Source organism: Pseudomonas sp. JAI115 (genome assembly GCF_014200835.1).
Lineage (GTDB): Bacteria > Pseudomonadota > Gammaproteobacteria > Pseudomonadales > Pseudomonadaceae > Aquipseudomonas > Aquipseudomonas putida_A.
On the sequence record NZ_JACHCY010000002.1, the window covers coordinates 533979 to 554637 of the forward strand.

The 20659-nt window shown below is 61.2% G+C and carries 20 protein-coding genes and 1 riboswitch; of the genes, 13 read left to right on the forward strand and 7 right to left on the reverse strand.

All coding sequences use genetic code 11. The annotated features are described in order from the left end of the window. Window positions 1-68: 68 nt before the first annotated feature. Together HDC30_RS07540 and HDC30_RS07545 are read right to left on the reverse strand one after the other, a co-directional pair. Complete coding sequence (locus HDC30_RS07540; protein WP_183781998.1) at window positions 69-932, reverse strand: pirin family protein; 864 nt, start codon at window positions 930-932, stop codon at window positions 69-71. Window positions 933-993: 61 nt separating this feature from the next. Beyond that, on the reverse strand, window positions 994-1410 hold the full coding sequence (locus tag HDC30_RS07545; RefSeq protein WP_027614046.1) for an OsmC family protein: 417 nt from the start codon (window positions 1408-1410) through the stop codon (window positions 994-996). Between the two features lie 130 nt (window positions 1411-1540). Between HDC30_RS07545 and HDC30_RS07550 the strand changes: the two genes are divergently transcribed. Next, window positions 1541-2587, forward strand: coding sequence for an amidohydrolase family protein (locus HDC30_RS07550; protein WP_221303353.1), 1047 nt, complete (start codon window positions 1541-1543; stop codon window positions 2585-2587). Between the two features lie 138 nt (window positions 2588-2725). Further along, window positions 2726-4351 (forward strand): methyl-accepting chemotaxis protein, encoded by a 1626-nt coding sequence (locus HDC30_RS07555; RefSeq protein ID WP_183782004.1) that lies wholly within the window; start codon window positions 2726-2728, stop codon window positions 4349-4351. A 193-nt stretch (window positions 4352-4544) separates the two neighbouring features. On the opposite strand, the gene HDC30_RS07560 is transcribed toward HDC30_RS07555, so the two are convergent. Genes HDC30_RS07560 through purM form a run of 3 tightly spaced genes read right to left on the reverse strand, consistent with a single transcriptional unit; the run spans window position 4545 to window position 6975 of the window. Continuing rightward, window positions 4545-5258, reverse strand: coding sequence for a DUF3108 domain-containing protein (locus HDC30_RS07560; RefSeq protein WP_027614049.1), 714 nt, complete (start codon window positions 5256-5258; stop codon window positions 4545-4547). An 8-nt stretch (window positions 5259-5266) separates the two neighbouring features. Continuing rightward, a complete protein-coding gene (gene purN, locus HDC30_RS07565) occupies window positions 5267-5917 on the reverse strand; it encodes a phosphoribosylglycinamide formyltransferase (RefSeq protein WP_047600250.1) in 651 nt (216 codons plus the stop codon). Continuing rightward, window positions 5917-6975: a phosphoribosylformylglycinamidine cyclo-ligase gene (purM, locus tag HDC30_RS07570; RefSeq protein WP_027614051.1), complete on the reverse strand. Its 1059-nt coding sequence runs from the start codon at window positions 6973-6975 to the stop codon at window positions 5917-5919. The genes purN and purM overlap by 1 nt, the downstream gene beginning before the upstream one ends. Before the next feature lie 374 nt (window positions 6976-7349). On the opposite strand from purM, the gene HDC30_RS07575 reads away from it, so the two are divergent. From HDC30_RS07575 to HDC30_RS07595, 5 genes are all read left to right on the forward strand, one after another. After that, window positions 7350-8408 carry a DUF2066 domain-containing protein gene (locus HDC30_RS07575; protein ID WP_183782007.1) on the forward strand — a complete coding sequence of 353 codons (1059 nt, stop codon included), beginning with the start codon at window positions 7350-7352 and terminating at the stop codon, window positions 8406-8408. 34 nt (window positions 8409-8442) lie between these two features. Next, entirely contained in the window at window positions 8443-9516 is a 1074-nt protein-coding gene (locus tag HDC30_RS07580; RefSeq protein ID WP_027614053.1) for an AI-2E family transporter, read from the forward strand. 219 nt (window positions 9517-9735) lie between these two features. Beyond that, the gene (gene hda, locus HDC30_RS07585; RefSeq protein WP_025111852.1) at window positions 9736-10440 is read left to right on the forward strand and encodes a DnaA regulatory inactivator Hda; all 705 of its coding nucleotides are present in this window, start codon (window positions 9736-9738) and stop codon (window positions 10438-10440) included. Window positions 10441-10665: 225 nt separating this feature from the next. Beyond that, window positions 10666-11280 (forward strand): C40 family peptidase, encoded by a 615-nt coding sequence (locus tag HDC30_RS07590; protein ID WP_007962885.1) that lies wholly within the window; start codon window positions 10666-10668, stop codon window positions 11278-11280. Between the two features lie 220 nt (window positions 11281-11500). After that, a complete protein-coding gene (locus HDC30_RS07595; RefSeq protein ID WP_027614054.1) occupies window positions 11501-12037 on the forward strand; it encodes a C40 family peptidase in 537 nt (178 codons plus the stop codon). Between the two features lie 127 nt (window positions 12038-12164). Here HDC30_RS07595 and HDC30_RS07600 read toward each other — a convergent pair whose 3' ends face one another. After that, window positions 12165-13478 (reverse strand): sorbosone dehydrogenase family protein, encoded by a 1314-nt coding sequence (locus tag HDC30_RS07600; protein ID WP_183782010.1) that lies wholly within the window; start codon window positions 13476-13478, stop codon window positions 12165-12167. Window positions 13479-13544: 66 nt separating this feature from the next. Next, a complete protein-coding gene (locus HDC30_RS07605; protein WP_097087503.1) occupies window positions 13545-14129 on the reverse strand; it encodes a hypothetical protein in 585 nt (194 codons plus the stop codon). 164 nt (window positions 14130-14293) lie between these two features. Then, window positions 14294-14524: riboswitch (cobalamin riboswitch) on the forward strand. 80 nt (window positions 14525-14604) lie between these two features. On the opposite strand from HDC30_RS07605, the gene cobO reads away from it, so the two are divergent. From cobO to HDC30_RS07635, 6 genes are read left to right on the forward strand one after another with little or no spacing between them, the layout of a single operon-like run. After that, window positions 14605-15216, forward strand: coding sequence for a cob(I)yrinic acid a,c-diamide adenosyltransferase (gene cobO, locus HDC30_RS07610; RefSeq protein WP_027614057.1), 612 nt, complete (start codon window positions 14605-14607; stop codon window positions 15214-15216). Beyond that, the gene (locus HDC30_RS07615; protein ID WP_097087505.1) at window positions 15213-16562 is read left to right on the forward strand and encodes a cobyrinate a,c-diamide synthase; all 1350 of its coding nucleotides are present in this window, start codon (window positions 15213-15215) and stop codon (window positions 16560-16562) included. The genes cobO and HDC30_RS07615 overlap by 4 nt, the downstream gene beginning before the upstream one ends. 47 nt (window positions 16563-16609) lie before the next feature. Beyond that, window positions 16610-17260, forward strand: a complete 651-nt coding sequence (gene bluB, locus HDC30_RS07620; protein ID WP_183782024.1) for a 5,6-dimethylbenzimidazole synthase — start codon at window positions 16610-16612, stop codon at window positions 17258-17260. Beyond that, the gene (gene cbiB / locus HDC30_RS07625) at window positions 17257-18165 is read left to right on the forward strand and encodes an adenosylcobinamide-phosphate synthase CbiB (protein WP_097087506.1); all 909 of its coding nucleotides are present in this window, start codon (window positions 17257-17259) and stop codon (window positions 18163-18165) included. The genes bluB and cbiB overlap by 4 nt, the downstream gene beginning before the upstream one ends. Continuing rightward, a complete protein-coding gene (cobD, locus tag HDC30_RS07630; protein ID WP_183782027.1) occupies window positions 18158-19150 on the forward strand; it encodes a threonine-phosphate decarboxylase CobD in 993 nt (330 codons plus the stop codon). The genes cbiB and cobD overlap by 8 nt, the downstream gene beginning before the upstream one ends. Further along, window positions 19147-20598, forward strand: coding sequence for a cobyric acid synthase (locus HDC30_RS07635; protein ID WP_183782029.1), 1452 nt, complete (start codon window positions 19147-19149; stop codon window positions 20596-20598). The genes cobD and HDC30_RS07635 overlap by 4 nt, the downstream gene beginning before the upstream one ends. Window positions 20599-20659 lie beyond the last annotated feature (61 nt).

A 20659-nucleotide genomic window follows, 5' to 3' on the forward strand; every position in this document is an offset into this window, starting at 1 on the left:
TACACACCACAATTCCCCTTGTGGGAGCGGGCTTGCTCGCGAAGGCTTACCCTCTAGCGATACAACACTCAGGGCAGTTCGATCCGCTCAACTTCCCCCGGCACCGTCGGCCAATCCCCGGCCGCCCACTTGCGCCGCGCCTCATCAATCGCCGCCGGATCGCTCGCGACGAAGTTCCAGTTGATCCGCCGTGGCCCGTCCAGCGGCGCGCCGCCAAACACCACCGCGTGCACTTCACTCTCGGCGAACAGGCTCATCTGTTCCCCGGCCGGCAACACCGCCAGCGCATGGGGTTCGAGGGGCTCGCCATTCAACTGCGCATCGCCACTCAGCACATAAATCGCGCGTTCTTCGTGCTCGGTCGGGATCAGCAAAGTGGTCGCGGTCTGCATCTTCACTTCTGCGTACAGCGTAGGAGAAAGCACCGGCACCGGCGATTCCAGGCAAAAGCCTGACCCGGCGATCATCCGAATCTGCACACCAAGGTTATCGCTGACCGGCAAGGTTGCCGCCGGGTGATGGCTGTAATGTCCCGGACCTTGCTCGTGATCCTTGGGCGAGGCCAGCCAGATCTGCAAACCGTGCATCGTGAAGCTTTGCGCCCACAACGGCTCGGGCGTGCGCTCGACATGGGCAATCGCACTGCCGGCGGTCATCCAGCTGACATCGCCGGCGCTGACCACTTGATCGGAGCCAAGGCTGTCCTTGTGCTGGATCTGCCCTTCGAAGAGGTAGGTCAGGGTCGACAGACCAATGTGCGGATGCTGTCGGATGTTCATGCCTTTGCCCGTCGGATAAACCGTTTCGAGCATGTGGTCGAAAAACACGAAAGGCCCGACGCTACGGCATTTGGCTGACGGCAGCGGGCGCAGGATCGGCTGGCCTTCGACGTCTTCGGCGCGCGGGCGGATGATCAGTGGTTGCGTATCCATGGTGCATTCCAGGCTGAGCGGGTGATGCCAGAAGCATAACCCGCCGCTGGCAAGAGGGTGATTACTGGCTGTCGAAGCCTTGTGGGGCGTGGGTTTCGATGCTGACGTCGGTGGTGGTCATCAGTTTGTGGATCGGGCAGCGATCGGCGACGCGCAGCAGTTCTTCACGCTGGGCATCGGTGAGGACGCCCTTGAGGGTAAGCGTCACGTGCAGGGCGTATTTGCCTTTTTGCTCTTCGCTGTTGTCGCGTTTGACCTCGACACCCACGCCGGTCAGCGGGATGTCTTTCTTCTTTGCGTACATCTTCAGGGTCAGTGCCTTGCAGGCACCGAGCGCGGCGTCGAAGTAGTCGTGTGGCTCGGGGGCCGAGCCCTCGCCGCCGGCAGACTTCGGCACGTCGGCAAACAATTCGTGGTCATCGATCTGTACGGTGTGACGAAAACCTTCGGCGGAGACGGTATTGACGGTAACAGTCATGGCAACCTCACTGGCAGTAGGAAAAAGTCGTGCGATCAAAAAAGGACCTTGCAGTTATAGAGCATTCCTACAGAGCCGCGTTCCACTTTCCTGCAGGATGAACCCTTGTCATCGGCTCAGGGTCTAGGCTATGCCTACCTGCCGGAGATTACTTGTGTCCTTGTTTCGTTTGAGTCTTGCCTGCCTGCTGGCATTTGCCGGTAGCGCCAGCGCCCGCGATTACACCTACAGCGATGCGCACTTGCACTACGTGGATTTTTTCCAGGAAACCGCCGGCATGGCGAAATTGCTCACGGCCATGCAGGACAATTCCATCGACCATGTGATGATTTCCGGTATTCCCGTGGCGAAGAAATGGCATGAGGACGAACCCAAGCGTCCGCGTTATTACGCCGGCGATGATGCCGATGCCTACTGGTACAGCGCCACGGACGTGATCGTTGCCGATGCCGTGCAAAAGCTGACTCCGGAGCAGCGTCAGCACTTTCATCCGTTCCTGTCGGGCTTCAACCCCAATGACAAGAACTCCGCCGCGCACATCCAGCGCATGCTCGATCTGTATCCGGGGCTGTGGCAGGGCATTGGTGAAGTGTTCACCCGCCATGATGACTTGACGGCGTTGACCGCCGGCGACACGCCACGGGCCAATAACGAGGCGATGAAGCGGATTTATCACCTGGCTGCCGAAAACGATCTGCCAGTGATGCTGCATTCCAACATCACCTCCAAGCGTGAGAAAAATCCGCTGTACTTGAAGGAAATCGAAGAACCCCTGCGTAATCACCCGCACACCCGGTTCATCTGGGCGCACGCCGGCACCAGCGCGGAAATTCATCGGCACCAGACGCAACTGAAATTCCTCCTGCCGACGGTGAGTCGGATGCTTGAGGCTTATCCGAATCTGTTCATTGATCTGTCGTGGAGCATGCTCACGCCGTATCTGTTGGACGAGCAGGGCAAGCCGCGTGCGGAATGGCTGGCCTTGGTCGAGAAATACCCTGATCGGTTCATGATCGGCTCGGATGTTGTAGGCCGTTTCACCAAGCTCGGTCAGGAAATGCGCAGCTTCACGCCGTTCCTTGATGCCTTGCCTGAAGAAATTGCGCGTAAGGTCGCCCGGGATAACTTCTTGGCGATATTGCCGCGAACAGCGGCAAAGTCCGGGAAACCGCGCTGAATCGTTAATGCCGAGGGTTCGAAGTATCAAGGCCTTTTGATATCACCTTTTGGTCTTACGCAAATTTTCGCCGGGCCGATACCTTCTAAAGCAACCAGCTGCAGGGTTGATGCAGCGCTTTTGGAAGGAACCAGAGTCATGAGCATCCGTAGTCTCAATATCGCGCCGCGAGCCGGCCTGGGTTTTGGTGTGTTGGCGCTGATGGTGTTTGCCCTGGGGGCGTTCGCCCTGCTGCAAATGTCGAACATGCGCGCCCAGTCTGATGAGGTCGACAACAACTGGCTGCCGAGCGTGATGGCGGTCGGCGAGATGAGTCAGGACATGTTGCGCCTGCGTGCGCTGACCATGCGCCTGCTGCTCAATCGCGACCCGCAGGCGCTGGCGCAGAATGTCGCCAAGCTCAATGACCTGCGCGGTGTCTTGAGCGAAGCGCAACAACGCTATGACGTGTTGATCGTGCTGCCCGAAGAGCGCAAGTTGTTCGACCGCTTCAAGGTCGCCGAGCACAAGTACCTGGAGTTTCAGGCGCAGGTCATGCAGTTGTCCGCACAGAATCGGGTGGAGGAGGCGGCGGCGATTCTCAACGGTGAAATGAGCCCGTTGGCCGACGACATGGCGGTCACCCTGAAGGAGCTGGTCGAGCTGAACAAGCACAACGCCAATCTTGCCACCGAAGCCGCGCGCCTGGTTTTCATCAATTCGCGGGTGTGGGTCGGGGTGATGATCGGCATTACCGCGCTGATCACCATCGGTCTGGCGCTGCTGCTGACCCGCAGCATCGTCCTGCCGCTGGCGCAATCACTCGGCGTGGCGGAAGTGGTGGCCGGCGGTGACCTGACGGGCGATATCAGTATCTCCGGCAAGGACGAACCGGCGCGGCTGCTGCAGGCGCTGAAAAGCATGCAGCACAATCTGCGCGACACCATCCGGCAGATTTCCGAGTCGTCCAGCCAGTTGGCGTCCGCCTCGGAGGAACTGAGTTGCGTCACCGAGGACGCCACGCGCGGGCTGCACCAGCAAAGCCTGGAGATCGAGCAGGCCGCCACGGCGGTCAATCAGATGACCGCTGCCGTGGAAGAGGTCGCGAGCAACGCCGTGGCGACTTCCGAGGCGTCGCGCGAGTCTGACCGGATTGCCCAGCATGGGCGCGAGCAGGTCAACCAGACGGTGACTTCGATCCAGTCCCTGGCTGACGACGTCACGTCCAATGCAACGCAGGTCGAGGATCTGGCGCAGAAGGTTCACGGCATCAGCAAAGTGCTCGACGTGATCCGCTCAATTGCCGAGCAGACCAATCTGCTGGCACTGAACGCAGCGATTGAGGCGGCGCGGGCCGGGGATGCCGGGCGTGGCTTCGCGGTGGTGGCCGATGAGGTGCGGGCGCTGGCCCATCGCACCCAGCAATCGACCCAGGAAATCGAGCAGATGATCGGTGGCATCCAGCAGGGCACCGATTCGGCGGTCAGTTCGATGCAACAGAGCAGCGTCCGCGCCAATTCGACTCTGGAACTGGCCAAGGCTGCGGGTTTGGCGCTGGAGGAAATTGCCTCGGCGTTCACCTTGATCAACGAGCGCAACCTGGTGATCGCCAGCGCCTCGGAGGAGCAGGCAGCGGTGGCGCGGGAGGTGGACCGCAACCTGATGAACATCCGCGATCTGGCGATGCAGACGTCGGCGGGGGCAAATCAGACCAGTGCGGCGAGCCAGGAGCTGTCGCGGCTGGCGGTGGATTTGAACAATATGGTGGCCAGATTTTCGGTCTGATCTGACCCTCGAAGATCGAGCTGAACCCTGTGGGAGCGAGCCTGCTCGCGAAAGCGGTGTATCAGCCATATACAAGTCGGCTGAACTGACGCCTTCGCGAGCAGGCTCGCTCCCACAGGGGATATGTGTCGTCGCGGAAATCGCAGGCACAAAAAAGCCCCGCATCTGCGGGGCTTTTCGTTGTAGCGGCGGATCAGCTGCCTTTAACGGTTTTGCCGTTGACCGTGCCGTCCTGGAGCATGATGTTGTACTCCTTGCCGTCGGTTTCAACCTGTTGCAGGCGGACCAGCAGGTAATCCCAATCCTTGGCGAACCACAGCACAGTGATGCGCTTGCTTTGTGTCGGGTCACGCACGCGCTCGACCTTGATTGCATCGATCTTGCCGGCCTTGGTGTCGACTTTCTCGGCACCCAATACACGGAAGTCATAGGTGTCGACTTCACCGTCGTCGACCACCTGATAGCTCATGGTCTTTTTGCCGGAGGCGACGTCGTGCTGCAGCGCCAGTTGATAGGTCGACTTGTCGACCATGCCACGGTTCAGCGGGATCTTCACCGCGTCGCCCCGGTCAGTGCCGGTGACCATCTTGCTGTTCCAGTCGAAGTCCAGATCAGCCTTTTTTGCTTTGCCCAGACCACCACGTTCGAAGTGGTAGGACTGTGGCAGCAGGGTGTCCTTGTCCAGGGTCAGCGTGCTTTCTTCGGTCAGGCTGGCGATCATCATCGACGCCTTGAAGCTGAGTTTCCAGACGCCGTTGGCTTCCTTGGTCAGGCTGCGTTCGGCGGTGCCGCTCATGGGCAACTGTTTCCAGTCGGCGGTGTAGCTGGCGGAGAACGGTTGAAGGTCTGCCGCCTGCGCGAAAGGCAGGGCGAGCAGAGCGCAAGCGAAGAGCAGGGCGCGACGCATAAAATCTCCTAGTGTCGAATCAAGTGGCCGCTGGCCGCGAGTAACTGGCCATCCAGTAAAGCACCTTGCTCACCGAGTGCCAGTCGGCCTTCGGCAAACCAGCGTACAGCCATCGGGTAGATCAGGTGTTCCTGGACATGCACTCGCTGCGCAAGTGTCTGCGGCGTGTCGTGCAACTCTACCGGTATTACTGCCTGTACGACCAGTGGTCCACCATCGAGTTCCTCGGTGACGAAGTGCACGGAGCAGCCGTGCTCGGCATCGCCGGCCTCGAGCGCGCGCTGATGAGTGTGTAACCCTTTGTATTTGGGCAGCAGCGACGGGTGGATATTGAGCAGGCGACCCTGGTAGTGACGCACGAAATCAGCGCTGAGAATGCGCATGAAGCCGGCCAGTACCACGAGTTTCGGTTTGAATTCGTCGATCAGTTCGATCAGGGCAGCATCGAAGGCCTCGCGACCTTCGAAAGCCTTGTGATCCAGCGAGCGGGTGGCGATACCCGCGTCACTGGCGCGTTGCAGGCCGTAGGCGTCGGCGCGGTTGGAAATCACCGCAGCGATGCGGACCGGGCTGTCGCCGGTCCGCGTGCTGTCGATCAGAGCCTGCAAGTTACTGCCGGTGCCGGACAACAGCACCACGACATCACAGGTTGCGGACATTAATGAGCCTTAAGGTTCTGCAGATCAACCTGGGCAGCGCCTTCGGCAGCGGCAGCGATCTGGCCGATGACCCAAGGCTGCTCGCCGGCATCACGCAGGGTGTTCAGGGCCACTTCAACGTGCTCCTGAGCCACGCAGATCACCATGCCGACGCCGCAGTTCAGTACGCGGTGCATTTCGGTCTCGTCGACGTTGCCTTTCTCTTGCAGCCAGTCGAAGACCGCCGGGCGAGTCCAGCTGGCCACGTCAACCACGGCCTGAGCGCCTTTTGGCAGAACGCGCGGAATGTTGTCCAGCAGGCCGCCACCGGTGATGTGGGCCATGGCTTTGACCGCGCCGGTGTCTTTGATCAGCTTGAGCAGCGGCTTCACGTAGATGCGGGTCGGGGCCATCAGCAGTTCGGTCAGTGGCTTGCCGTCGAGCTGAACGGTTTCAATGTCGGCACCCGACACTTCGATGATCTTGCGGATCAGCGAGTAGCCGTTGGAGTGCGGGCCGGACGATGGCAGGGCGATCAGTGCGTCACCGGTGGCGACTTTCGAGCCGTCGATGATTTCGGCTTTTTCCACGACGCCGACGCAGAAGCCGGCCAGATCGTAGTCTTCGCCTTCGTACATGCCAGGCATTTCAGCGGTTTCGCCGCCGACCAGGGAGCAGCCAGCCAGTTCGCAGCCTGCACCGATACCGGTGACCACGGTGGCAGCTACGTCGACGTTCAGCTTGCCCGTGGCGTAGTAGTCGAGGAAGAACAGCGGTTCTGCGCCGCACACCACCAGATCGTTGACGCACATGGCGACCAGGTCCTGGCCGATGCTGTCGTGCTTGTTCAGGTTCAGCGCCAGGCGCAGCTTGGTGCCGACGCCATCAGTACCGGAAACCAGCACCGGCTGTTTGTAACCGGCCGGGATCTCGCAGAGGGCGCCGAAACCGCCCAGGCCGCCCATGACTTCCGGGCGCGCAGTGCGCTTGGCGACGCTCTTGATGCGTTCGACCAATGCTTCACCGGCGTCGATGTCTACACCGGCGTCCTTGTAGCTCAGGGAGGGTTGCTTGCTCATGATCCAGGCCTTTAGGGGAGGGGATTCAGGGGTAACGACCGAGTTCAGCGGGAACATCGAAATCGAGAGGGCGATGGCCTTACGCGAATTTCGGGGTGCCCGGCTGTTGCCGGTCTGCGAAGGCGCGCGATTTTATCAGGCTTGAGGGGCAGCGGCCATCCTCGCGCCGACGGGCAGGGGCATAATCGACTGAAATTTTTTGCAATTGTGCCGGACGGCTGCCTGTATAAGGTGTGCCGATTAACCGTCTATCGTTATCACTGTGCAAAAACTTACCGCTAGCGTGTGAATGTTTTGCGATTGCAGATTGTCACAGCCTTGCTTAACCGGTTCACGCGGCCTGTTCCAGCCGCTCCTGTCGACGGGAATTTTCCATGCGTTTTTGTAAATTGTTGGTTGTGGGTTGTTTGTCGTTGGTCAGCCTGGCGAGTCATGCCGAAAACCTCAAAGGTCTCTATCAAGTGCGCCAGCCAGTCAGCAGCCAGGCGCCGGAAGAGCGTGATCGCGCCACTCAGGCGGCACTGGATACGCTGGTGTTGCGCCTGACCGGTGACCCCAAGGCGCCGCAAAATCCCGGGCTGGCGGCGATTCGCAAGGATCCGCAGCAGATCATCAGTCAGTTCGGTTTTGATGCCGGGCCGCCGGAGGTGCTCAAGGTCGATTTCGATCCGGCCACCACCGAGCAGGCGCTGCGCCGGGCCGGGCTGTCATTGTGGGGGGCGAGTCGGCCGTCGATTCTGAGCTGGTGGCTGAACGATTCGACTGAAGGTTCGAGCCTGGTCGGCGACGGTCAGGCAGCGGCTGCACCATTGCGTTCTGCGGCTCAGCATCGCGGCTTGCCGCTGCGTCTGCCGCTGGCGGATCTGAGTGAGCAACTGGTGGCTTCCGCGCCAGTGCTGGATGGCACCGATCCCGCGCCATTGCGCGGCGCTTCGGAGCGTTACGGCGCGGATGCGTTGCTGGCGGTGCATGCGCACGAAGAGGGCGGGCAGTGGCAGGCCAAGTGGCATCTGTGGCTAGGTGATCAGAAAGAGGCCGGCAGCGTACAGGGTGCCGATCAGGCTGCCTTGGCGGATGCGGTGATGCTGGCGGTGGGCGAGCGTCTGGCGCCGCGCTTTGTCGCCAAGCCTGGTGCTTCGAGCCAACAGACCCTCGAAGTGCAGGGCATGAATCTTGAGCATTACGCCACGCTGCTGCGGTTACTCGAACCGTTCGGTGTGCGTCTGCAAAGTGTCGATGGTGATCGCATCGTGTATCGGGTCAACGGCAGTGCCGATCAGTTGCGCGCGCAGTTGTCGTTGGCGAAGTTGCAGGAGTTGCCGGCCGAAGCACCGACGCCAGTGGCAGCGCCGCAGCCAGCGGTGGCAGGTGCAGCGCCTGTTGCGGCTCCAGCGCCTGCACCGGTAGCACCTTCGTTGCGGTTTCGCTGGTAAGTCTTTCCTTATATAGAAGCAGTGGGAGTGGTAAATGGCCGATACGCGGCGTTGGTTCTGGCTCGGTGGGGTAGTCCTGCTTTGCGCATTTGTCTGGTTGCTGCATCCGATCCTCACGCCGTTTCTGGTGGCGTTGCTGCTGGCGTATCTGTTCGATCCGCTGGTGGATCGGTTGGAGAAACTCGGTTTGTCGCGAACCTGGGGTGTGATCGCGGTGTTCGCCTTGTTCACTCTGATCGTCACCACGTTGCTGTTGGTGCTGGTGCCGATGCTTGCCAAGCAGTTGGTGCGTTTGTATGAGTTGGCGCCGCAAATGCTTGACTGGCTGCAGCATACGGCGCTGCCGTGGGCGCAATCGAAGCTGGGCCTGTCTGACGGCTTCTGGAAGTTCGACAAGGTCAAGGCGGCGATCAGCGAACACATGGGGCAGACCACTGACATCGTCGGTGTGGTGCTGAGTCAGGCGACGGCCTCGAGTCTGGCGCTGATCGGCTGGCTGGCGAATCTGGTGCTGATTCCAGTGGTGAGTTTTTATCTGCTGCGCGACTGGGACGTGATGATGGCCAAGATCCGCAGCCTGTTGCCGCGTGATCGTGAAGAAACCATCGTCTCGCTCGCCGGTGAGTGCCACGAAGTGCTCGGCGCGTTCGTGCGCGGACAGTTGCTGGTGATGCTGGCGCTGGGCGTGATCTACGCAGCGGGTCTGATGATTGTTGGTCTGGAATTGGGGCTGTTGATCGGCCTGATCGCAGGCCTCGCGGCAATCGTGCCGTACATGGGTTTTGTGATCGGTATTGGCGCGGCGCTGATTGCCGGGCTGTTCCAGTTCGGTGGCGACCTGTACCCGATGATCGGCATCGTTGCGGTGTTCATGGTCGGGCAGGCGCTGGAAGGCATGGTGCTGACGCCGCTGCTGGTCGGCGACCGGATCGGCCTGCATCCGGTGGCGGTGATCTTCGCAATCCTGGCCGGCGGCGAGCTGTTCGGCTTTACCGGAGTGCTGCTGGCATTGCCGGTGGCGGCGGTGATCATGGTGCTGGTGCGTCACGTGCACGATTTGTACAAGGACTCGGATATTTACAGCGGGGCAGATGAGCCCGAGTTGTAATCCGATCACGGGCGGCCCGGCATTGTGCCGGGTTGGCCCGGGTTTTGCGGCGGGTTCGTTCGATACCGCGTCAGAGAAACTGTCATAAAACCAGCGTGTTAACGCAAACCTTTGATTTTGCTTGGGGTCTGTCGCATTGTGCGCTCAGCTTCACGGGTATAAACTTCGCAAACTTTACACAGAGGCCACTAACGGTTCCTTGAGAACTGTTCAGTCAGCATGAAACCGATTCAGCTGCCCCTAGGTGTGCGTCTGCGTGACGACGCCACCTTCATCAACTACTACCCAGGCGCCAATGCCGCTGCACTCGGCTATGTCGAGCGCCTATGCGAAGCCGACGCCGGCTGGACCGAAAGCCTCATCTACCTGTGGGGCAAGCATGGGGTAGGGCGTACGCATCTGTTGCAGGCGGCGTGTCTGCGTTTCGAGCAGATGGGTGAACCGGCGGTGTATCTGCCGCTGGCCGAGCTGATGGATCGTGGTATCGAAATCCTCGACAACCTTGAGCAGTACGAACTGGTCTGCCTGGATGACTTGCAGGTGATTGCCGGCAAGCCGGACTGGGAAGAGGCGATGTTTCATCTGTTCAACCGCCTGCGTGACAGCGGTCGACGTTTGCTGATTGCCGCTTCAACCTCGCCGCGCGAGCTGCCGGTGAAACTGGCTGACCTCAAATCGCGCCTGACCCTGGCGCTGATCTTCCAGATGCGGCCGCTCTCCGATGAAGACAAATTGCGTGCTCTGCAATTGCGCGCGTCGCGTCGCGGTCTGCATCTGACCGATGAAGTCGGACACTTTATTCTGACTCGCGGCACCCGCAGCATGAGTGCATTGTTCGACCTGCTCGAACAGCTGGATCAGGCCTCGTTGCAGGCGCAACGCAAGCTGACGATTCCGTTCCTGAAAGAGACCCTCGGTTGGTAGTCAGCCCTTGAAATACGAGGCTTTCAGCACGTTTCGACATATTTCAGGCGCCAGAAAATCCGCGTTTCCGCAACGTATGCAGACCGCGTATCGAGTCAAATGGGCTTAAGCGCTTAGATGTAAACGAGAAACCGGGAAGTCACAAAAAGATCGATTGAATTTGCAAATGAGGCCGATAGCGGGCATAGTCTCGGCTTCTTTACAACTTCAGCCACGGTCGTGCCCATGCTAAATCGCTTCGCACCCCTCGTGCCTCTCGCACTCGTCACCCTGTTGTTCGGTTGCGCTGCTCATTCTCCAGTTCAAGAGCAGCCTCAGCAGGTTAAAAATTCTGCCACTGCCCAGTCTTCTGTTATTTACCAGGAAGAGCTGGACACCGAAAAAGAACTCTCGGACTTCAACAAGAAGCCGTACGAGCTTCCGGTTCTGGCCGACAGTATCCTTGAACGCGGCATGTCCCTGATCGGTACCCGTTACCGTTTCGGCGGCACCTCTGAAGCCGGCTTCGACTGCAGCGGTTTCATCGGTTATCTGTTCCGCGAAGAAGCCGGCATGAATCTGCCGCGCTCCACCCGTGAAATGATCAACGTGGATGCGCCTCTGGTCTCGCGCGGCAACCTTGAGCCGGGCGATCTGCTGTTCTTCGCTACCAATGGTCGTCGCGGTCGTGTAAGCCACGCCGGGATCTACCTGGGTGACAATCAGTTCATCCACTCCAGCAGTCGTCGCAGCGGCGGTGTTCGCATCGACAGCCTGGGTGACAGCTACTGGAGCAAGACCTTCATCGAAGCCAAGCGCGCCCTCGCGATGGCTCCGACCGTGGTCACCGCTCGCAAGTAATTCCCCCGTTGTCGCCACGTCCGTGGCGACAAAAACGGTGCCCGGCAAGGGAGTAGACCTAGACTTTACAAGGTGAAGTTAAAGTCTTACTTGAAGTTTGCCGCGTAGCCGCTAGAATCCTGTATCTATATTGATGGCAAACCGCCTGCGTGCTCCGCAGGCGGTTTTGTTTCTGTCCATTCGGCAGAGAAAGCCGCAGCCAGATCAGGATGTTCTGCTTATGACGATGTCGGCCCGCCTCACAGTGATTTTCTTCGCAGCGCTGCTCAGCGCCTGCGCCAGCCGCACTCCGCCGCCTGCGCCAGTGGTACGCGCTCCGGTGGTATTCGGGCCTTCCCAAGCTTTTTCGCCTGCTGCTGAAGACGTGCTGTTTCGCGCGCTGGGTCTGGTTGGCACGCCTTATCGCTGGGGCGGCAACACACCGGATTCCGGGTTTGATTGCAGTGGTCTGATCGGTTTCGTCTACCGCGATGCCGCCGGTATCTCCTTGCCGCGCTCCACCCGCGAGATGATCGTGATGCAGGCGCCAAATGTCGGCAAAGAGGGTTTGCAGACTGGCGACCTGATCTTCTTTGCCACCAATGGCGGCTCGCAGGTCAGCCATGCGGGAATCTACGTCGGCGAAGGGCGCTTCGTGCACGCGCCAGCCACCGGCGGCACGGTGAAGCTGGACAGTCTGTCGAAGGCGTACTGGCAGAAGGCGTACCTGAGTGCCAAGCGGGTGTTGCAGCCGGAGCATCTGGCGCATAACCCGTAACCGCTGAAGATTTAAATGTGGGAGCGGGCTTGCTCGCGAAAGCGCTGTGTCATTCAACTACGATGTTGAATGACTTGACGCTTTCGCGAGCAAGCCCGCTCCCACAGTTGTTTTAGGGTGTGTCAGATTATTTGGCGGACGACACTCGCCAAATCTTATTCCCCACATCATCTGCTACCAGCAAACCACCTTGCTGGTCGATCACCACGCCTACCGGGCGACCCAAAGCGTTCTCGTCCTTGTCGAGGAAACCGGTCAGCACATCCACCGGTGCTCCGTTCGGCTTGCCGACCGCGAACGGTACGAAAATCACTTTATAACCACTGTGCGGTTTGCGGTTCCATGAGCCGTGCTGACCAATGAAGGCGCCTTCCTTGAACTGCGCCGGCAGGCTGTTGCCTTCGGCGAAGGTCAGGCCCAGCGAAGCAGTGTGCGGGCCGACGGCGTAGTCCGGGGCGATAGCTTTGGCCACCAGATCCAGATTTTGCGGCTTAACTCGCACATCCACGTGCTGACCGTAATAGCTGAAGGGCCAGCCATAGAAGCCACCGTCCTTGACCGAGGTGATGTAGTCCGGCACCAAGTCGCTGCCGATCTCGTCACGCTCATTGACCGCTGTCCACAGCGCGCCCGTGGTCGGTTCCCACGCGAGGCCGTTGGGGTTGCGGATGCCCGAAGCGAAGATCCGGTGGTTGCCGGTGGCGCGATCAACTTCCCAGATCGCCGCGCGACCTTCTTCTTTATCCAGACCATTCTCGCCGACGTTGCTGTTCGAGCCGACAGTGACGTACAACTTGCTGCCGTCCTTGCTGGCGATGACGTTTTTGGTCCAGTGATGGTTCAGCGTACCGCCCGGCAGATCGGTAACTTTGATCGGCTGGGTCTTGATCTCGGTCGCGCCGGATTCGTAGTGGAAGCGCAGCAGGCGATCGGTGTCAGCGACGTACAAATCGTTACCGACCAGGGTCATGCCAAACGGCGAATTGAGGTTTTGCAGAAACACCGTGCGGGTCTCGGCCACGCCGTCGTGGTCGGCGTCGCGCAACAGGGTGATGCGGTTCGGGCTCGGCACACCAGCGCCGGCCTTGCCCATGACTTTCTTCATCACCCAGCCACGAATGCCGCTGCTGTCGTCAGGCTTGGGCGGAGCGTTGGTTTCCGCCACCAGCACGTCACCGTTGGGCAGCACGTAGAGCCAGCGCGGATGATCGAGGCCTTCGGCGAATGCTGCGACCTGCGTGCCGGCTGCGGCGGTCGGTTTACCGCCGGCGGGCCAGCCGACCGCCGGGGCGATGTTCACCGTCGGGATCAGGGTTTTGTTTGGTTCAGGCAGCTTCGGTGACGGACCGGTGCCGTCAGAAACTTGCAGGCTGGAGGATTCACCGCAGGCGGCGAGCCCTCCGGCGAGGGCGATGACGAGAGCGAGTTGGGTTTTGCGCATTACTGATCTTCCCTATGAATGCATGCCTAATCATAGAGGAGTGCGCGCACCCGATGGTTCAACCGCTCAACCACGGGCCTCTTTGAACAGCACGGCGATGCCTGGGTGATAGTTACCCGCTTCGCTGCGCAACTTGCGGTAGGCGTAGGGGAAATACCAGGCCACTGCGCAGCAGTGTTCCTTTTGCAGGTCGTCGACCATGTCCTGCAACTCTTCGGGGCTGGCGCTGTGTTGGGCTTTTTGCGGGGCGACGAACAGGCAGCCGAGCTTGAGGTCGCTGGCAAAACTAATGCGTTTGGCGTCGCTGGTGATGTCCAGCAGGGCCTGGGTCAGGTTGAGATTGTTGACCCGTGGCCAGCGCTGGGTGGCCTGAAGGTAGGCGCGGTCTTCAGCGCCGGCGATGAACAGATCGGCGCGGGCATTGCGTTCGCCATCCTCGTTCTGCTTTCGGGTCGAGGTATCGCAAAGGGTCACCAGTTCGGCCATCCAGGCTGCCGCGGAGAGCAAGCCGAGATTGGCTTTCTCGTCATGCCAGTAAGGGGTGTCGTTGTCGCCGCGTACAGCGTTGTAGCGGTCGATACAGTCAAACCAGCGTTCAAGCATCGGGCGCAGGAATTCCAGGCGCGGGTTGCTGATGATCATGCCTTGCATCGTCATCATCCTTATTGTTGTGGTGTGCTTTTTCAAACAAAAGCATGGCTCTTTGATATCACTTGTCTCAGTGTGGCACAAGATTGGCGTCAGATAATTGATCGACGGCAGTTATTCGCCCGACGGCCCCCTCTTTAATTGACGCTCCACCCCCAACCCTCTAACCTTCGCGGCTTGTTTCAGGTGCTCTGTGACGCGTGTCGACAGAGTGAAACAGGGAAGCCGGTGAGGGTTGTCTTCAGGCGAAGCACGATCACGATCCCGGCGCTGCCCCCGCAACGGTAAATGAGTGAAAACTGTGCATTGAGCCACTGTGTCGACGACGCGGGAAGGCGCGCAGTCAGGCGATGCGCCGCTCATGAGCCCGGAGACCGGCCTGATCCATCCAGCGGCATCACGGTGGGCGATGCCAGGCTTTTTGCCGTCTATTCTTGTGCCTGCCCGCCGTTATCCAGCCTCAACGGAGAGCTCCCTCATGACCGATTCCCCCGAGCGCGACGAACGCCATCTGGCGCGTATGCAGCGCAAAAAAGCCGTGATCGACGAACGCATCGCCAATTCCCCTGACGAGTGCGGCCTGGTGCTGGTGCTGACCGGCAATGGCAAAGGCAAAAGCAGCTCGGCGTTCGGCATGCTCGCCCGCGCCATGGGCCATGGCATGCAGTGCGGCGTGGTGCAGTTCATCAAGGGTCGCAACAGCACGGGCGAAGAACTGTTCTTCCGCCGCTTCCCCGAGCAAGTGCGTTTTCACGTGATGGGCGAGGGCTTCACCTGGGAAACCCAGGATCGCCAACGTGACATCGCCGCTGCCGAAGCCGCGTGGGAAGTGTCCCGTGAGCTGCTGCGCGATCCGTCGATCGGCCTGGTGGTGCTGGACGAATTGAACATCGCCCTCAAGCACGGTTACCTCGATCTGGATCGAGTGCTCAGCGACCTGCAGGCGCGTCCGCCGATGCAACACGTAATCGTCACCGGTCGCGCGGCCAAGCCGGAAATGATCGAGATGGGCGATACCGTCACCGAAATGGGCATGCTCAAACACGCCTTCCAGGCCGGTATCAAAGCGCAGAAAGGCGTCGAACTTTGAATCAACCACGTCACTGCCCGGCGGTACTCATCGCCGCGCCGGCCTCCGGTCAGGGCAAGACCACCGTCACTGCCGCGCTCGCTCGCTTGCATCGCAATCAGGGGCGCAAGGTGCGCGTGTTCAAGTGCGGCCCGGATTTCCTCGACCCGATGATTCTCGAGCGCGCCAGCGGTGCGCCAGTGTATCAACTGGACATGTGGATGGTCGGCGAGCAGGAAAGCCGCCGCCTGTTGTGGGAAGCCGCCGCCGAAGCCGATCTGATCCTGATCGAAGGCGTGATGGGCCTGTTCGACGGCACGCCGTCCAGCGCCGATCTGGCGCGGCATTTCGGCGTGCCGGTACTCGGCGTGATCGACGGCACCGCCATGGCCCAGACCTTCGGCGCATTGGCGTTGGGGCTGGCGCGTTACCAGCCGGACCTGCCGTTTGCCGGCGTGCTGGCCAACCGTGTCGGCACCTTGCGTCATGCGCAATTGCTCGAAGGCAGCCTCACCGAAGGTTTGCGCTGGTACGGCGCATTGTCCCGCGAGACCGGGATCGAGTTGCCGAGCCGCCATCTCGGTCTGGTGCAGGCCAGTGAACTGAATGATCTGGATCTGCGTCTCGACGCGGCGGCTGAAGCACTGGCCAGCAGTTGCGAGGTAGCGCTGCCACCGGCCGTGGAATTCGCCGCGCCTGAAATGATCAGCGCTGAACCGCTGCTCGACGGCGTGCGCATTGCTGTCGCTCGCGATGAGGCCTTTGCCTTCACCTACGGCGCCAGTCTCGACCTGCTACGGGCGATGGGCGCCGAGTTGAGTTTCTTCTCGCCGATCCGCGATACCCAACTGCCCGAGGCCGACAGTCTGTATCTGCCCGGCGGTTATCCGGAATTGCACCATGTCGCGCTATCGCAAAACGTGGCAATGCTTGATGCAATCCGTGCGCACCACGCCGCCGGCAAACCACTGCTCGCCGAGTGCGGCGGCATGCTCTATCTGCTCGACGCGTTGACCGACGTTGACGGCACCCGCGCCGAACTGGTGGGGCTGCTGCGCGGTGAGGCGGTGATGCAAAAACGTCTGGCGGCACTGGCACTGCAAGCGGTGGATCTGCCGGAGGGCTCGCTGCGTGGGCACACCTATCACCATTCCCTGACCAGCACCGAACTGACGCCGATTGCCCGGGGCATCAGCCCGAATGGCGGGCGCGGGGCCGAGGCGGTTTATCGGGAAGGGCGGATGACGGCGTCGTACGTGCATTTCTACTTTCCGTCGAATCCGAAGGCGATGGCCGCATTGTTTGCGCCAGAATGTCAGGCCGCCTTCGCGAGCAGGCTCGCTCCCACAGGGGATCGCGTTTCTTGAGCAAGCACCCCGTCCAATGTGGGAGCGAGCCTGCTCGCGAAGAGTCCATGACCGACCACACATTCTCCGAAGCCGAGCGTCAAGCCGTCTACCGAGCCATCGCCGAACGCCGCGACATGCGCCACTTCACCGGCGGCACGGTCGAACCGGAGCTGCTGCGCCGTCTACTCGAAGCCGCGCATCAGGCGCCCAGCGTCGGCCTGATGCAGCCATGGCGTTTCATCCGCATCAGCGATCGCGCCTTGCGCGGGCAGATCCAGAACCTTGTCGAAGAAGAGCGCGTGCGTACCGCTGAAGCCCTCGGCGAGCGCAGTGACGAGTTCATGAAGCTCAAGGTCGAAGGCATCAACGACTGCGCCGAAGTCCTGGTCGCGGCGCTGATGGACGATCGCGAAAAACATATTTTCGGCCGTCGTACGCTGCCGGAAATGGACATGGCCTCGCTGTCCTGCGCGATTCAGAATCTGTGGCTGGCGTCCCGAGCCGAGGGGCTGGGCATGGGCTGGGTGTCGCTGTTCGAACCGCAGGCACTGGCCGATCTGCTGCAGTTGCCGGCCGGGGCCAAGCCGTTGGCGGTGTTGTGTCTGGGGCCGGTCAAGGAATTCTATCCGGCGCCGATGCTGGTACTCGAAGGGTGGGCGCAGGCGCGGCCGCTCAATGAGTTGCTGTACGAAAATTATTGGGGAGTGAGTCAATGAGTGTGGCGTTGTTGAGTGTCGCCGCGGTCGCGCTGGATGCGCTGCTGGGTGAACCGAAACGCTGGCATCCGCTGGTGGCGTTCGGCAATTTTGCCGGACGCATCGAGCGCCGTTTCAATGCGGGCGGGCGCGGCTGGCGCAGTCACGGGGTCACCGCGTGGGTGATCGCCGTGCTGCCGCTGACCTTGCTCGCCACCGCGTTTTCCTGGGCACCGTACGTGGGCTGGATCGTCGAGATTCTGGCGCTGTATTGCGCCCTCGGCATGCGCAGCCTCGGTGAGCATGTCGCGCCGGTAGCCGCCGCCTTGCGCGCCGATGATCTGGAAGAGGCGCGCAAACGCGTCGGCTATCTGGTCAGCCGCCAGACCAGCGAACTGGACAGCACCGCCGTTGCGCGCGCGGCCACTGAGTCGGTACTGGAGAACGGCAGTGACGCGGTGTTCGCCGCGCTGTTCTGGTTTGTCGTGGCCGGCGCGCCGGGCGTGGTGCTCTATCGCCTGAGCAATACGCTCGACGCTATGTGGGGCTATCGCAACGAACGCTTCGAACGCTTCGGCTGGTGCGCGGCAAAAATCGACGACGTGCTCAACTACATTCCGGCCCGGCTGGTGGCGCTGACCTACGCGCTGCTGGGCAACACTCGGCTCGCCTGGAAATGCTGGCGCAGCCAGGGCCCGCAATGGGACAGCCCGAATGCCGGTCCGGTGATGGCGGCCGGTGCCGGTGCATTGAATGTCGAACTGGGCGGCCCGGCGATCTATCACGGCGAACTGCATGAGCGTCCGCAACTGGGCGAAGGTTCGCCGGCCGATGCCGATTCGATTGATCGCGGCTGGCAATTGGTCCAGCGCGGGGTATGGTTATGGCTGCTGATTCTCTGCGTGGGGGCTGAATTCTATGCTTGAGCACGGTGGCCGGCTGCGCAAGGCTGCACTCGATTACGGGATTGCCGAGGCTGACTGGCTCGACCTCTCCAGCGGCCTCGCGCCGTGGCCGTTTGCGGTGCCGGAGATTCCGCTGCGCGCCTGGGCACGCTTGCCGGAAACCGATGACGGACTGGAGCAGGCCGCGTGCGATTACTACGGCGCCTCGCAGGTGCTGCCGGTGGCCGGTTCGCAAATGGCGATCCAGTTGCTGCCGCGTTTGCGTCGCGCCGGCAAGGTCGGCGTATTGTCGCCGTGTTATGCCGAGCACGCCGAAGCCTGGCGCCGCAGCGGTTACATCGTACGCGAAGTGCTGGAGCAGGAAGTCGAATTCTTTCTCGACAGCCTCGACGTGCTGGTGGTGGTCAATCCGAACAACCCCACTGGCCTGAGCCTGACCCCGGCGCGGCTGCTCGACTGGCACGCGCGGCTGGCCCAGCGTGGCGGCTGGCTGGTGGTCGATGAAGCGTTCATGGATAACACGCCGCAGCTGAGTCTGGCGCCGCATGCCAACCAGATCGGATTGATTGTGCTGCGTTCCTTCGGCAAGTTTTTCGGTCTGGCCGGTGTGCGTCTGGGCTTTGTGCTGGCCGAGCGCAAGTTGCTCAGATTGCTCGCGGAACAGGTCGGACCCTGGGCGGTCAGCGGGCCGACGCGGGTGCTCGGTCAGGCTTGCCTGCAAGACACCGAAGCGCACACCCGGCAACGCATTCGCAGCGATGAAGCCAGTGAACGCCTCGCGTTGTTGCTGGAGCGCTATGGCTTCAAACCTCAGGGCGGTTGCGCGTTGTTTCAGTGGCTGATCACCGAGCACGCGCCTGCGCTGCACGAGTTCATGGCCCGACGCGGCATCCTCCTGCGCATCTTCACCCACAACAGCAGCCTGCGTTTCGGCCTACCTGCCAACGCCGCTGAAGAAGCGCGTCTCGAACAGGCGCTGCAAGCTTTCGCCAAGGAAACCCAATGACAACCTTGATGGTTCAGGGCACCACGTCCGATGCCGGTAAAAGTACGCTGGTGACGGCGCTGTGCCGCTGGGCCACCCGTCAGGGTGTGGCGGTGGTGCCGTTCAAACCGCAGAACATGGCGCTCAACAGTGCGGTGACCGCCGACGGCGGCGAGATCGGCCGGGCGCAAGCGGTGCAGGCACAAGCCGCGCATCTCGAACCGCACACCGACATGAACCCGGTGCTGCTCAAGCCCAACAGCGACACCGGCGCGCAGGTGATCATCCATGGCCGCGCGGTCACCAGCATGAACGCGGTGGCGTATCACGACTACAAAGCCATCGCCATGCAAGCGGTGCTCGCGTCGCACCAGCGACTCAGCGCAGCGTATCCGCTGGTGATGGTCGAAGGCGCTGGCTCGCCGGCCGAGATCAACCTGCGTGCCGGTGACATCGCCAACATGGGCTTTGCCGAAGCGGTGGATTGCCCGGTGCTGCTGATCGCCGACATCAATCGCGGCGGGGTTTTCGCTCATCTGGTCGGCACGCTTGAACTGCTGTCGCCGAGCGAGCAGGCGCGGGTCAAGGGCTTCATCATCAACCGTTTTCGCGGTGACATTGCCTTGCTGCAACCGGGCCTCGACTGGCTGGAACAGCGCACTGGCAAACCGGTGGTGGGCGTGCTGCCATACGTGATGGACCTGCATCTGGAGGCCGAGGACGGCATCGACCAGCGCCAGACCGACAAGGCCGAGCAAGTGCTGAAAGTGGTGGTACCGGTGCTGCCGCGCATCAGCAACCACACGGACTTCGATCCGCTGCGTCTGCATCCGCAGGTCGATCTGCAATTCATCGGCCCGGGGCAGGCTATCCCTGCCGCCGACCTGATCATCCTGCCCGGCTCGAAAAGCGTGCGCAGCGACCTCGCGTATTTGCGTGCTAATGGCTGGGACACGGCGATCAATCGGCACCTGCGTTATGGCGGCAAGTTGCTGGGGATCTGCGGCGGTCTGCAAATGCTCGGAGAGCAGGTGCACGATCCGCTGGGCCTGGAAGGCGCGCGGGGTTCCAGTGCAGGTCTGGGCTTGCTGGCGTTCGAAACCACGCTTGAAGCCGAGAAGCAGTTGCGCAATGTACGCGGGTGTCTGGCGCTGGAAAACGCCAAGGTCAGTGGCTATGAAATCCATGCCGGCGTGACGGTAGGGCCGGCGCTGGAGAACGCGGCGGTGCATCTGGATGACGGTCGTTGCGATGGCGCGCAGAGTCTGGACGGGCAGGTGTTCGGCACTTATCTGCACGGCTTGTTCGAATCACCGCAAGCCAGTGCCGCGTTGCTGCGCTGGGCCGGGTTGAGCGATGTGCAGGAGGTGGATTACCACGGCTTGCGCGAGCGCGATATCGAGCGCTTGGCGGATCTGGTGGAGCAGCATCTGGATACTGAATTGTTGCGTCAGCTCTGCGGGATTTGAGGTGGATTCATCGCGAGCAGGCTCACTCCTACAGGGGAATGCGATCTCCTGTAGGAGTGAG

Coding starts and splice junctions, on each gene's coding strand:
- HDC30_RS07540 (WP_183781998.1), bottom strand. CDS start 932: ATGGATACGCAACCACTGATCATCCGCCCGCGCGCCGAAGACGTCGAA.
- HDC30_RS07545 (WP_027614046.1), bottom strand. CDS start 1,410: ATGACTGTTACCGTCAATACCGTCTCCGCCGAAGGTTTTCGTCACACC.
- HDC30_RS07550 (WP_221303353.1), top strand. CDS start 1,541: ATGCCTACCTGCCGGAGATTACTTGTGTCCTTGTTTCGTTTGAGTCTT.
- HDC30_RS07555 (WP_183782004.1), top strand. CDS start 2,726: ATGAGCATCCGTAGTCTCAATATCGCGCCGCGAGCCGGCCTGGGTTTT.
- HDC30_RS07560 (WP_027614049.1), bottom strand. CDS start 5,258: ATGCGTCGCGCCCTGCTCTTCGCTTGCGCTCTGCTCGCCCTGCCTTTC.
- purN (WP_047600250.1), bottom strand. CDS start 5,917: ATGTCCGCAACCTGTGATGTCGTGGTGCTGTTGTCCGGCACCGGCAGT.
- purM (WP_027614051.1), bottom strand. CDS start 6,975: ATGAGCAAGCAACCCTCCCTGAGCTACAAGGACGCCGGTGTAGACATC.
- HDC30_RS07575 (WP_183782007.1), top strand. CDS start 7,350: ATGCGTTTTTGTAAATTGTTGGTTGTGGGTTGTTTGTCGTTGGTCAGC.
- HDC30_RS07580 (WP_027614053.1), top strand. CDS start 8,443: ATGGCCGATACGCGGCGTTGGTTCTGGCTCGGTGGGGTAGTCCTGCTT.
- hda (WP_025111852.1), top strand. CDS start 9,736: ATGAAACCGATTCAGCTGCCCCTAGGTGTGCGTCTGCGTGACGACGCC.
- HDC30_RS07590 (WP_007962885.1), top strand. CDS start 10,666: ATGCTAAATCGCTTCGCACCCCTCGTGCCTCTCGCACTCGTCACCCTG.
- HDC30_RS07595 (WP_027614054.1), top strand. CDS start 11,501: ATGACGATGTCGGCCCGCCTCACAGTGATTTTCTTCGCAGCGCTGCTC.
- HDC30_RS07600 (WP_183782010.1), bottom strand. CDS start 13,478: ATGCGCAAAACCCAACTCGCTCTCGTCATCGCCCTCGCCGGAGGGCTC.
- HDC30_RS07605 (WP_097087503.1), bottom strand. CDS start 14,129: ATGCAAGGCATGATCATCAGCAACCCGCGCCTGGAATTCCTGCGCCCG.
- cobO (WP_027614057.1), top strand. CDS start 14,605: ATGACCGATTCCCCCGAGCGCGACGAACGCCATCTGGCGCGTATGCAG.
- bluB (WP_183782024.1), top strand. CDS start 16,610: ATGACCGACCACACATTCTCCGAAGCCGAGCGTCAAGCCGTCTACCGA.
- cbiB (WP_097087506.1), top strand. CDS start 17,257: ATGAGTGTGGCGTTGTTGAGTGTCGCCGCGGTCGCGCTGGATGCGCTG.
- cobD (WP_183782027.1), top strand. CDS start 18,158: ATGCTTGAGCACGGTGGCCGGCTGCGCAAGGCTGCACTCGATTACGGG.
- HDC30_RS07635 (WP_183782029.1), top strand. CDS start 19,147: ATGACAACCTTGATGGTTCAGGGCACCACGTCCGATGCCGGTAAAAGT.